The organism is Aerococcus sanguinicola (genome assembly GCF_008726925.1).
Lineage (GTDB): Bacteria > Bacillota > Bacilli > Lactobacillales > Aerococcaceae > Aerococcus.
The window spans coordinates 864,979-876,535 of sequence record NZ_VYWO01000001.1 but is presented as its reverse complement, the minus strand read 5'-3'; the positions used below and the strand labels follow the sequence as shown (position 1 = coordinate 876,535).

The 11,557-nt window shown below is 46.6% G+C and carries 12 protein-coding genes; all 12 read left to right on the top strand.

The window, feature by feature from the left end; all coding sequences use genetic code 11:
- The first annotated feature begins 1 nt into the window (after window position 1).
- Window positions 2-415, top strand: coding sequence for a 30S ribosomal protein S12 (rpsL, locus tag F6I03_RS04200; protein ID WP_067973086.1), 414 nt, complete (start codon window positions 2-4; stop codon window positions 413-415).
- A 24-nt stretch (window positions 416-439) separates the two neighbouring features.
- Entirely contained in the window at window positions 440-910 is a 471-nt protein-coding gene (rpsG, locus tag F6I03_RS04195; RefSeq protein ID WP_070430141.1) for a 30S ribosomal protein S7, read from the top strand.
- A 210-nt stretch (window positions 911-1,120) separates the two neighbouring features.
- A complete protein-coding gene (gene fusA / locus F6I03_RS04190; RefSeq protein ID WP_070430142.1) occupies window positions 1,121-3,211 on the top strand; it encodes an elongation factor G in 2,091 nt (696 codons plus the stop codon).
- Window positions 3,212-3,375: 164 nt separating this feature from the next.
- Window positions 3,376-4,563, top strand: coding sequence for an elongation factor Tu (gene tuf / locus F6I03_RS04185; RefSeq protein WP_067973078.1), 1,188 nt, complete (start codon window positions 3,376-3,378; stop codon window positions 4,561-4,563).
- 175 nt (window positions 4,564-4,738) lie between these two features.
- Window positions 4,739-5,137 carry an SseB family protein gene (locus F6I03_RS04180; protein ID WP_070430143.1) on the top strand — a complete coding sequence of 133 codons (399 nt, stop codon included), beginning with the start codon at window positions 4,739-4,741 and terminating at the stop codon, window positions 5,135-5,137.
- 109 nt (window positions 5,138-5,246) lie between these two features.
- A complete protein-coding gene (locus F6I03_RS04175) occupies window positions 5,247-5,930 on the top strand; it encodes a 2,3-bisphosphoglycerate-dependent phosphoglycerate mutase (protein ID WP_070430144.1) in 684 nt (227 codons plus the stop codon).
- A 216-nt stretch (window positions 5,931-6,146) separates the two neighbouring features.
- Entirely contained in the window at window positions 6,147-6,695 is a 549-nt protein-coding gene (locus F6I03_RS04170; protein ID WP_070430145.1) for a carboxymuconolactone decarboxylase family protein, read from the top strand.
- An 11-nt stretch (window positions 6,696-6,706) separates the two neighbouring features.
- On the top strand, window positions 6,707-7,771 hold the full coding sequence (locus tag F6I03_RS04165; RefSeq protein ID WP_070430146.1) for an acyl-CoA dehydrogenase family protein: 1,065 nt from the start codon (window positions 6,707-6,709) through the stop codon (window positions 7,769-7,771).
- Between the two features lie 117 nt (window positions 7,772-7,888).
- Window positions 7,889-8,272 (top strand): YbaN family protein, encoded by a 384-nt coding sequence (locus F6I03_RS04160; protein WP_224788487.1) that lies wholly within the window; start codon window positions 7,889-7,891, stop codon window positions 8,270-8,272.
- A gap of 12 nt (window positions 8,273-8,284) precedes the next feature.
- Window positions 8,285-9,226, top strand: a complete 942-nt coding sequence (locus F6I03_RS04155; protein WP_070430147.1) for an FAD:protein FMN transferase — start codon at window positions 8,285-8,287, stop codon at window positions 9,224-9,226.
- A 25-nt stretch (window positions 9,227-9,251) separates the two neighbouring features.
- Window positions 9,252-9,878 carry an NADPH-dependent FMN reductase gene (locus F6I03_RS04150; protein ID WP_070430148.1) on the top strand — a complete coding sequence of 209 codons (627 nt, stop codon included), beginning with the start codon at window positions 9,252-9,254 and terminating at the stop codon, window positions 9,876-9,878.
- Window positions 9,878-11,158: an NAD(P)H-dependent oxidoreductase gene (locus F6I03_RS04145; protein WP_070626057.1), complete on the top strand. Its 1,281-nt coding sequence runs from the start codon at window positions 9,878-9,880 to the stop codon at window positions 11,156-11,158. The genes F6I03_RS04150 and F6I03_RS04145 overlap by 1 nt, the downstream gene beginning before the upstream one ends.
- The last annotated feature ends 399 nt before the right edge of the window (window positions 11,159-11,557 follow it).

The window sequence follows — 11,557 nt, the reverse complement described above, 5'->3', positions numbered from 1 at the left end:
AATGCCTACTATTAATCAGCTAGTACGTAAACCACGTAAATCAAGCACAGAAAAATCAAAATCTCCTGCTTTAGGACGTGGTTATAACTCAATGAAGAAGAAACCAACTCATAACAACTCTCCACAAAAACGTGGGGTTTGTACTCGTGTTGGGACAATGACACCTAAGAAACCTAACTCCGCTTTACGTAAGTATGCGCGTGTTCGTCTTTCTAACCTTATCGAAGTAACTGCCTACATCCCAGGTATCGGCCACAACCTACAAGAACACAGTGTTGTGCTTATCCGTGGGGGCCGGGTAAAAGACTTACCAGGGGTTCGTTACCACATCGTTCGTGGCGCACTCGACACAGCTGGTGTTGACGGTCGTCGTCAAAGCCGTTCTAAATACGGTACGAAGAAACCTAAGGAATAAGAAAAGGCGAAAGGAGGAGTTTAAATGGCACGTAAAGGACATATCGCAAAACGTGATGTATTACCAGATCCAATTTACAATTCAAAAGTAGTAACTCGCTTGATCAACCGTTTGATGATCGATGGTAAACGGGGTAAAGCAGCTTCTATCTTATACAAATCATTCGACAGCATTAAAGAACAAACAGGCCGCGAAGCAATGGAAGTCTTCGAAGAAGCACTTGAAAACATTAAACCATTGCTTGAAGTTAAAGCTCGCCGTATTGGTGGGGCTAACTACCAAGTTCCAGTTGAAGTTCGCCCAGAACGTGGACAAACTTTAGCTTTACGTTGGTTAGTTGGTGCCGCTCGTGACCGTGGGGAAGGCACCATGGAAGTTCGTTTAGCACGTGAAATCATGGACGCTGCGAACAACACAGGTGCTGCTGTGCGTAAGCGCGAAACAGCCCACAACATGGCAGAAGCCAACAAGGCCTTCGCACACTTCCGCTGGTAAGAAACAAGCAAGTGGGGCCTGGCCTCCACTTTGCCTCTTACTTTATCGGCGCAAGCATCAGCATATCCTCAATGCTCCGTAACTTTTATACGGAAAATGCAAAAAGTGGTAGATTTTCAAGTCTGATGCTATCACTTTAGTATAATTAACGTTATAATATAAGTAGCAGAGCCGGCCTCTGTTGACTAAATTGAAAAGGAGTTAGAATAAATGGCTAAAAGAGAATTCCCTCTTGAGAAAACAAGAAATATCGGAATCATGGCCCATATCGATGCTGGTAAGACCACAACGACTGAACGTATCTTGTACTATACCGGTAAGATCCACAAAATCGGTGAAACTCACGAAGGGGCTTCACAAATGGACTGGATGGAACAAGAACAAGAACGTGGGATTACCATCACTTCAGCGGCTACAACCGCTCAATGGCAGGGTTACCGTGTAAACATTATCGATACGCCAGGGCACGTGGACTTCACGGTTGAAGTTGAACGTTCACTCCGTGTCTTAGACGGTGCGGTAACCGTTCTTGACGCTCAATCTGGGGTAGAACCTCAAACTGAAACCGTATGGCGTCAAGCAGACACCTACCATGTTCCACGTATTGTTTTCGCTAACAAGATGGATAAGCTAGGCGCAGACTTCCTCTATGCTGTAAGCACGATTAGAGACCGCCTAGGTGCAAACGCACACCCTATCCAATTACCAATTGGTGCCGAAGATAACTTCACAGGTATCATTGACTTGGTAACCATGAAGGCTGAAATCTACAAAGATGACCTTGGTACTGAAATTGAAGAAACTGATATTCCAGAAGAATACCAAGAACAAGCTGAAGAATGGCGGACAGACCTGGTAGAAGCTATCGCTGATACCGATGAAGAACTTATGATGGCTTACCTTGAAGGTGAAGAAATCTCTGAAGACCAATTAAAGGCTGCTATCCGTAAAGCTACCCTAGCTTTAGATTTCTTCCCTGTAATGTGCGGGTCTGCCTTCAAGAACAAGGGTGTTCAAATGATGCTGGATGCCGTTATCGACTATCTACCAGCACCAACTGACGTACCACCAATCGAAGCAGAAATGGCTAATGACCCAGAACATACCTTCGAAGTACGCGCAAACGATGACGCCCCATTCTCAGCTTTAGCCTTCAAGGTCATGACTGACCCTTATGTTGGTCGTCTAACTTTCTTCCGTGTGTACTCAGGTACGCTTGAAGCTGGTTCTTACGTATTGAATGCGACTTCTGACACACGTGAACGTGTCGGTCGTATCCTCTTCATGCACGCTAACTCACGTTCTGAAGTGGAAGAAGTCTTCTCAGGTGATATCGCAGCAGCTGTTGGTTTGAAGAATACCACAACTGGGGATACATTGTGTGATACCAAGACACCAATTATCCTTGAACGGATGGAATTCCCTGAACCCGTTATCGAAGTTGCGATTGAACCAAACACCAAGGCTGACCAAGATAAGATGCAATTAGCTCTTGCTAAGTTGGCTGAAGAAGACCCTACCTTCCGTGCGACAACTGACCAAGAAACAGGTCAAACCATCATCGCAGGGATGGGTGAATTGCACTTGGACATCATCGTTGACCGTTTGAAACGTGAATTCAACGTTGAAGCTTCTGTTGGTGCACCTCAAGTTTCATACCGTGAAACCTTCACCAAGGCAACCCAAGCTCAAGGTAAATTCGTTCGTCAGTCTGGTGGTAAAGGTCAATACGGTGACGTATGGATCGAATTCACACCGAATGAAGAAGGCGCAGGCTTCGAATTCGAAGACGCCATCGTCGGTGGGGTTGTTCCTCGTGAATACATCCCTTCAGTTGAAGCCGGCTTGAAAGATGCTATGGAAAATGGTGTTCTCGCAGGCTTCCCATTAGTAGACGTGAAGGCCAAACTTTACGATGGATCTTACCACGATGTCGACTCTAGTGAGTCTGCCTTCAAGGTTGCAGCTTCTCTTGCATTACGTAATGCAGCTAAAGACGCTGGGGCTGTTATCCTTGAACCAATGATGAAGGTTGACGTGGTTGTTCCAGATGAATACCTCGGGGATGTTATGGGACACGTTTCTGCTCGTCGTGGCCGGATTGAAGGTCAAGAACCACGCGGTAACGCAATCCAAATCCACTCCATGGTACCACTTTCAGAAATGTTCGGTTATGCAACAACCTTACGTTCTGCAACCCAAGGTCGCGGTACCTTCACCATGGCTTTCGACCACTATGAACCCGTACCTAAATCTGTAGGTGACGAAATCGTTGCTAAATATGGCAAGGGTGGCGAATAAGCCTAAAACTTTAAGGCTTAAGTCTTGACAAAGTAAGAGTTGACGGGGCAAAATAAGCAAGTTTTCTTGACTTTAGCCCCTGTCCCTCTTATAATATAATCATTCAATCTATAGTAGATTATTATGGATAATATTGCTTAAAATCTGAGGAGGAAATTTAAAAAATGGCAAAAGAACATTTTGATCGTTCAAAACCACACGTTAATATCGGCACAATTGGTCACGTTGACCACGGTAAAACAACTTTATCAGCAGCTATCGCTACTGTATTAGCTAAAAAAGGCTTTGGTGAAGCTAAAGACTACGCTGCAATCGATAACGCTCCAGAAGAGCAAGAACGTGGTATTACAATCAATACTTCACACATCGAATACGAAACAGCTAACCGTCACTATGCTCACGTTGACTGCCCAGGGCACGCGGACTACGTTAAGAACATGATCACTGGTGCTGCTCAAATGGACGGCGCTATCTTAGTAGTTGCTGCAACTGACGGCCCAATGGCTCAAACTCGTGAACACATCCTCTTAGCTCGTCAAGTAGGTGTTCCTTACATCGTTGTATTCTTAAACAAATGCGACATGGTTGACGACGAAGAATTACTTGAATTAGTAGAACTTGAAGTTCGTGACCTCTTATCAGAATACGACTTCCCAGGTGACGATACACCAATCATCGCTGGTTCTGCTCTTAAAGCTCTTGAAGGCGACGAAAAATACGAAGATAAGATCATGGAATTAATGGATGCTGTTGATGAATACATCCCAACTCCAGAACGTGATACTGACAAACCATTCATGATGCCAGTTGAAGACGTGTTCTCAATCACTGGTCGTGGTACAGTTGCTACTGGCCGTGTTGAACGTGGTAAAGTTGAAGTTGGTAACGAAGTTGAAATCGTTGGTATCAACCCAGATATCACTAAGACAACTGTTACTGGTCTTGAAATGTTCCGTAAGACTCTTGACTATGCAGAAGCTGGTGACAACGTAGGTGCCCTTTTACGTGGGGTTACTCGCGAAAACATCGAACGTGGTCAAGTATTAGCTGCACCTGGCACAATCACACCACACACTAAGTTCGAAGCAGAAGTTTACGTGTTGACTAAAGAAGAAGGTGGCCGTCATACGCCATTCCTATCTAACTACCGTCCACAATTCTACTTCCGTACAACAGACATCACTGGTGTCATCACTCTTCCAGAAGATACACCAATGGTTATGCCTGGTGACAACGTAACAATGTCAGTTGAATTGATCAACCCAGTTGCGATTGAAGAAGGTACAAACTTCTCTATCCGTGAAGGTGGCCACACTGTTGGTGCCGGCGTTGTATCAAAAATTGACGCTTAATTAAAGATTAAGTAGACTGACACTCAAGCTAAATATGTTCAGACGAAAAAGGGGGCCTCGGCCCTCTTTTTATTTGTCTTTTTGCAAGGGCCCTATTTAAATGATAGAGCCTTTAAATATTTGTCCTCTAGCTGAAATCATGCTATATTTTATGGAGAGAAAAGGGGGCCTATTCATGACAAAGGATGTAGAAGCTGCAATCGATCGCTATCAGGAAGACCGGTCAGGGGCAAATACCCTGGCCTTGCTCCAGGCTGTACAAGCTGGGCACTTTCTAGTCCTACTTGCTCAAGACCAAGACGGCTCTGTATCCGGAGAGCAGGAGCGTTTGATTACGGTGAAGAGTCCCGATGCCTTGACCTACTTGGCAGTCTTTACTCCTAGGGGAAAGAAAGCCGTCTTGGCTGACCTGGGCCCTTTGAAGACTAAGCGGCTTTCCTATGGCGACTTAGCCGCGATGTTCTTGAGAGAAGAAGATAATCCGCATTTAGCAGGCTTCATGATTAATAATAATACCGACCATATCAAATTTACCCGAGCCTTAATTCAGAAAATGGCTCGGACTAAAGCTTGACTTTTCAGTCGCTTTTCAGCCCTGGCGGATGGGTGTAAAATAAAGATAGGAAGGGTGGCCTCAGGGGACGACTTGGGCCGCTAGAAATGAAATAAGATGAGGGATTACTATGAAACTAATCTTAATACGACACGGGCAGAGTGAGGCTAACCTCGCAAATCTTTTTACAGGCTGGTTTGATTCCCCCTTAACGGATAAGGGTAAGGCAGACGCCTACCAAGCGGGCTGTCGGCTAAAAGCAGAGGGCATCAGACTAGATGCCGCCTATAGCTCATTACTCAGCCGAGCCATTCAAACCACTTACTTTGTCCTGTCAGCCATGGACCAACTCTACCTTCCTTATCAGAAGGATTGGCGCTTGAATGGGCGTCATTATGGGGCTTTAGAAGGTCACAATAAGCAAGCCATGAAAGACAAGTATGGGGCTGACCAGGTCCATGCTTGGCGGCGGACTTTCGACGTCCGTCCACCTCTTGATCCAGCAGGCATTCAGGATCCCCGCTATAAGGACTTGGACCAGGGAGTCTTGCGGGCAGGGGAGTCTCTTAAGGATACCTTAGACCGTGTGGCGCCCTATTGGCAAGATGAGCTGGCGCCTGCCCTTAAAGCAGGACAAAATATCCTGATGGTTGGCCATGGTAACGGCCTCAGAGCCCTAGTGAAATATATCGAAAATATTTCGGATGACGCCATTGAATCTGTCGAAATTCCTAATGCCCAACCGATTGTTTATGATTTTGACTCTGATTTGACAATTCAATCACGCCAGATTCTAAAGTCCGATCAGCCATAAAATGAACACCATAATCTAGGTAAAAGCAGCCTTTAGGGGCTGCTTTTTTGCTAGATTCAAGCTTTCAAACTAACAAAAAGTAAGAAAGTCATCAGCGCTGATCGTTAAAGCCTGTAATTTAAATCTTCGATCAAAGCTGAGCTATAGCCAGTATTATCCAAGAGTCATTCACTATGATAAAGTAAGTGCAATCCCAAAAGAAAGAGTGTGAGTTGCATGTCAGAATTTACTATTCATACGATTGAAACTGCCCCCGAAAAGTCTAAGAAAGTTTTAGAAAGTGTTTATAAGGAAAACCAAGGCTATATCCCGAATCTCATCGGTTTGCTGGCCAATGCTCCTGCAAGTCTAGAAGCTTATCGCAAAGTAGGGGCTATCAATCGAAAGACTAGCCTATCCCCCTTGGAACGTGAAGTGGTTCAAATTACCGCTGCCCGCCGGAATGGTTGTGATTTCTGTGTCGCGGGGCACTCTGCCTTTTCGGTAAAGCAATTAGATATTGATCCCGAACTCTTGCAAGCTTTAAAAGACCAAAGCCCTATCGTTAGTGATAAGAAACTGGATGCCCTAGCCAACTTTACCCGGGCTTTGATCCAAGAGCGGGGCAAGGCTAGCGACCAGGACTTGGCCGACTTCTTTGCAGCTGGCTATGACCAACAGGCAGCTTTAGAAGTGGTTCTGGGGGTTAGCCTGGCGACCCTGTGTAATTATGCCAATAATTTGGCCCATACCCCGATCAACCCCGAACTTCAGGAATATGCTTAGGAGGACTTACCATGTCATTTTTCTCAGATGAATTTATTCGATATTTAGACCAACATGCTGACATTATCGACCAAGAGTCTGGCCGTTATGGTGATGCTTTACTGGAACGGATCGGCGCAGAGGGAGCCTTCCGGGTGGGTGTCCCGGAATCCCTAGGGGGGAGCGGGGGAGACCTCCAAGATGTGGTTGAAGTCCTCTCAGAATTAGCCCAACACTCCTTAACTGCAGCCTTTATCTCCTGGGGCCACCGGACCTTTATTGATAATATTCTCCATAGTGCGAATCCTTACTACCGCGACCACTATTTGGATCGTCTGCTGACAGGAAGTTATGCAGGAGCAACCGCCCTGTCCAATGCCGTCAAGTACTTGTCGGAATTAGAAGAGCTCAATGTGACGATTCGCAAAGAAGAAGGAGGCTATAAGCTATATGGCCGCTTACCCTGGGTTACCAATGCGCGGGCCCGTCACTTTATTACAATTTTTGTGGCTGGCTTTGAAGGGGAGGACCGTCCACCGCTTGTCCTTGCTGTCCCCTCTCATGCCGCTAACTTCCACCGGTCCCGGGACTTAGAATTTGTTTCCCTCCAAGGCTCCAATACGGCAGCCCTCACTTTCGATGGCGTCGACTTGGATCCCAACTGGTTAATTGCAGAAGATGCTGGGACTTTCCTTAAAGAAAACCGTCCAGCCTTCCTGGGCTTCCAATTTGGTCTAGCTTTTGGCTTGGCTGAGAAGTCGCTTTCTCAAGTCGCCGAGCACTTAGACCGGCGCCAAGTCCTAGAGAGGGAATATGAGGATAACCAAACTGAACTCCAACGTATTAAAACTGAGCTCTATCAAGGTTTAGAGCAAGCCCACTACTTTGTGGACCGTCCGCGTGAGCTCTTCCAATTGCGGATTGATATCGTAGATGTCGTTGCACAGAGCCTCTTGCTCGAACTCCAGGCAGGTGGGGGGAGCGCTTATTTCAAGGCAGCCGAGTCGGGCTTCATCCGCCGCTGGAACGAAGGGGCCTTCCTCCCCATTGTGTCACCCAGTGCGGTGCAATTACGACATATCCTCCAAACAACTTAGTAAATGTTGACGATTTCTTTACCAGGGCGGGAGCATGGGCTTCCGCCTTTTTTTGCTGGCTTTTTCCTAGTTTAAAAGTTTATCTTATGTTACACTGGGGAAAAAGCTTGTATTAAATTGAGAGGAGAGGATCGTATCAAACGAAAACTTTATATTGTCTTGGGTTTTCTTTCCTTCCTAATTGGAGCCATCGGAGTTGTTTTGCCCGTTTTGCCGACAACGCCTCTACTCTTACTCTCCGCCTGGTTCTTTGCCCGCAGTTCCAAACGCTTTCGTCATTGGTTGGAAAATACCCGACTCTATCAAATCTATGTCGGAGAATATGAGCGTACGGGTGGTATTCGTTGGCGGAAGAAGTGGCAGATTCTGATCTTTACCTACTTGGTGATGGGAATTTCCATTTACTTTGTCCCCTTGTGGCCAGTGCGCCTCTTCATCATAATTTGTGGGCTCTGCTTTGGTTATTTCCTCTTCTTTCGGATTAAGACCATTCATGACTAGGAGGGATCGCTAATGACAGAGGCTAAGCGTAGAATACGTTTGATGGGGACTTGGATAGACCTCTATGTCTGCCATGAAGAGGCTAAGACTTTACTGGCCCATGCTGTCCAGAAGCTCTATGACTATAATGAACGCTTCAGTGCCAATGACGCGTCGTCGCAATTGATGCAGGTCAACCAAAGAGCTGGCCAGGCCCCCATGGCGGTGGATCCAGACCTCTTCGAGCTTATTCAATTAGGCAAAGACCAGAGCATCGCTTCCAAGGGCCGCTTAAATATTGCCATTGGGCCCCTAGTTAAGCTATGGGGGATCGGCTTTGAAGGCGCCCATAAACCATCGCGTCAAGCCATTGCAGCTTGCCTGGAGAAGATAGATCCCCGGCAAATTAAGCTGAAAGAAGCTAGCCAGGAGGTTTATTTGGCCCAGGAGGGAATGGAGATTGACTTGGGCGCCCTGGCTAAGGGCTATTTCGCTGATCAGATTATGGACGACTTTGTTCGAGCAGGCGCCCAGTCTGCTATGATCAACCTGGGAGGAAATGTGAAAGTTTATGGACCGCCTCCCAAGCGACCCACTGAGTCGGATTGGCGGATTGGAATCCAAGACCCTCGTAAGCCAAGAGGGCAGAATTGCGCAGTGCTCCAGGTCCACAATCAGTCCGTGGTCACCTCAGGAGGCTATGAGCGAAATTTGGAAGTAGATGGCCATTTCTACCAGCATATATTTGACAGTCGGACGGGTTATCCGGTTGAGAATGAAGTCGCTAGCGTGAGCGTCTTAAGCGACCAGTCAGTAATGGCCGAAGTTTGGACCACCCGCCTCTACCCGATGAGCCTGGTTGAGATCCAAGCTGAATTGGCCCAGGCTAGAGACTACCAAGCCCTAGTTATCGACAAGCAAGGCCGTCTCTTAGCCAGTCGTGGCCTCTTAGATCGTTTACAAGTATTGAAATAATGCATGAATAGAAAGGAAGGCAATGATGAAAAAAATTGCAGCTATTGTTGGAACGAATTCCAAGAATTCGACCAACCGCGACCTCTTAAAGTATATGAAGGAACACTTCAAAGACCAGGCAGCATTCGATATTATTGAAATCGATGGCCTGCCCCTCTTCGCTAAGAATGAGGAAGGCAAGGTGCCAGACTTGGCCCTAAAATTAGGAGAACGTATTGACCAAGCAGATGGTGTGGTCATTAGTACACCGGAATATAACCATACCATTACTTCAGCCTTAACTAACGCCCTGCACTGGTTGTCCTACCACCAGTACCCACTAGCTGACAAGCCAGTGATGATCACGGGGGCTTCATATGGACGCCTAGGCTCTTCCCGGGCCCAAATGCACTTGCGCCAGATCCTGGATTCACCAGACATCCGGTCGCGGGTTATGCCGAACGAAGAATTCCTGCTCGGCTTCTCCCTGCAAGCTTTCGATGAAGATGGGGCTTTGAAGGATCCTGAAGAAGTTAAGCAACTGGAAAACATGTTCGATTCCTTCCTTAACTACATTGATTACACCAATGAATTTGTAGCGAATAATGAAGATGTTAAGGCAGAAGTGAAGAGCTTCTCTTGGCAAGATGAAGCAGAGAAAGGAGACGCCTAATGAGAATCGTAGGAATTGTTGGATCAGCAGGTGATAAGTCATATAATCGCCAATTGCTTCATTATATCCAATCGGAATTTACGGATCTGTTCGACCTAGAGATTGTAGAGATTAAACACCTCCCCCTCTTCAACCAAGATCATCCCGAATTAATGGTTGAGGGTCCCCTCCATACCATTAATCGGAAGATCCTCCAAGCAGATGGGGTGATTATTGCTGTACCCGAACACAACCATACTATCCCTGGCCCCTTGAAGAGTTTATTAGAATGGTTGTCCTTCACGGTTCATCCGCTGAAGAATAAGCCGGTTAAGATTGTCGGGGCTTCTTATCTAGACCAAGGAACTTCCCGGTCACAGCTCCACCTCCGTCAAATCTTAGAAGCACCAGGTATCGATGCCTTGGTCATGCCAGGTCAAGAGTTCTTGCTGGGCAACTGCCAGACCGCCTTTGATGCTGAAGGTCGCTTGAAAGACCAAGAGACCGTTCACTTCCTGCGCGAATCCTTGAAGAAATTTATCAAGTATGTGGAAGCCCTCAAACCGCTTGAATATACCCATAAATTCCCAGATGAAGACTTAACCGCTCAGAAAGGCACGGATACGACCATTGAAGGCGTTGATATGACCGACCCTGAATGGGTAGAAAAAGCTGCTGAAAAAGTTGGTGCGGTATCAGGTGATACTTATGTTAAGTTAGACCGTGGCTTGCTCACTGTGGACCAATTGAATTGGTTCCTTAAGACCATCCCCTTAGAGCTGACTTATGCGGATGAGAATAACCAATACCTCTATTATAACCGGGTAAAACCTGGCGAAGAGATGTTTGCTTCCCGCTTTGAGCCGGATGTGGGTAAGCCATTAGGGAATGTCCACCCACCACGGGCCTATAAGAATGTTTCATGGGTCATCTCGCAATTGCGCTCAGGCAACCTCGACGGCGTTCACGTCCATGTGCCGATCCACAAAGATCACTATGTCGTCCATAATTATGTGGCTATGCATGATGAAGAGGGCAAATATCGTGGGATTAATGAACACGTTCTCGACCTCCAGCCTGTCATTGACTGGTACCTAGAACAAACGGGTCAAGAACTTGTCGGCTCAACCGATGCTGATTCAGGTGCCTCCATGGGCGGTGCCTGGGGAACGGATGACTCCGACAGTTCAGACGCTGACAGCGGGGCTAGTGATAGTGACTCCACTGACCTTTCTTCTAGTGCCAGTGAAGCCGAAGCAACAGGCGAAACCGATATTGACTCTGGAGCTTCAGAAGCCTAAGGAAGCAGTCGTTTTAGAATAAGAAGGCTTAAGATCAGTAACTGCAAAAGCTTCTTTTGAATTAGTAGCTAATACTAGCTTTGACCTCCCTAGCCTGACTAGGGAGGTTTTTGCTTGCTGACCTCTTGGTATCAAATAAGGACTCACTAGGTCGCGTTGTCTTCAAAAACTTGTTTTTTAATCTATAGAAAGAAATATAAAAAAATCGCGAAAAAGCTTGAAATATCCATTAACTATCTGTATAATATTACGAGTGCCCACCAGAAAGGGTGCAAACCCATATAAATCAATGGGTTGAGGAGCTTTGATGCGTAAGGTTGCGACACGCCCGGACGCTTTGCCATAGAGGGCGGGCCGGTCATTTACGCGGAGCAAGTCAATTTATAAAAACTGACGAGG

What these genes read in the sequence shown, in the direction of transcription:
- tuf (WP_067973078.1), top strand. Translation starts at nt 3,376, where the DNA reads ATGGCAAAAGAACATTTTGATCGTTCAAAACCACACGTTAATATCGGC.
- F6I03_RS04145 (WP_070626057.1), top strand. Translation starts at nt 9,878, where the DNA reads ATGAGAATCGTAGGAATTGTTGGATCAGCAGGTGATAAGTCATATAAT.
- rpsL (WP_067973086.1), top strand. Translation starts at nt 2, where the DNA reads ATGCCTACTATTAATCAGCTAGTACGTAAACCACGTAAATCAAGCACA.
- F6I03_RS04180 (WP_070430143.1), top strand. Translation starts at nt 4,739, where the DNA reads ATGACAAAGGATGTAGAAGCTGCAATCGATCGCTATCAGGAAGACCGG.
- F6I03_RS04175 (WP_070430144.1), top strand. Translation starts at nt 5,247, where the DNA reads ATGAAACTAATCTTAATACGACACGGGCAGAGTGAGGCTAACCTCGCA.
- F6I03_RS04165 (WP_070430146.1), top strand. Translation starts at nt 6,707, where the DNA reads ATGTCATTTTTCTCAGATGAATTTATTCGATATTTAGACCAACATGCT.
- F6I03_RS04150 (WP_070430148.1), top strand. Translation starts at nt 9,252, where the DNA reads ATGAAAAAAATTGCAGCTATTGTTGGAACGAATTCCAAGAATTCGACC.
- F6I03_RS04155 (WP_070430147.1), top strand. Translation starts at nt 8,285, where the DNA reads ATGACAGAGGCTAAGCGTAGAATACGTTTGATGGGGACTTGGATAGAC.
- rpsG (WP_070430141.1), top strand. Translation starts at nt 440, where the DNA reads ATGGCACGTAAAGGACATATCGCAAAACGTGATGTATTACCAGATCCA.
- F6I03_RS04170 (WP_070430145.1), top strand. Translation starts at nt 6,147, where the DNA reads ATGTCAGAATTTACTATTCATACGATTGAAACTGCCCCCGAAAAGTCT.
- fusA (WP_070430142.1), top strand. Translation starts at nt 1,121, where the DNA reads ATGGCTAAAAGAGAATTCCCTCTTGAGAAAACAAGAAATATCGGAATC.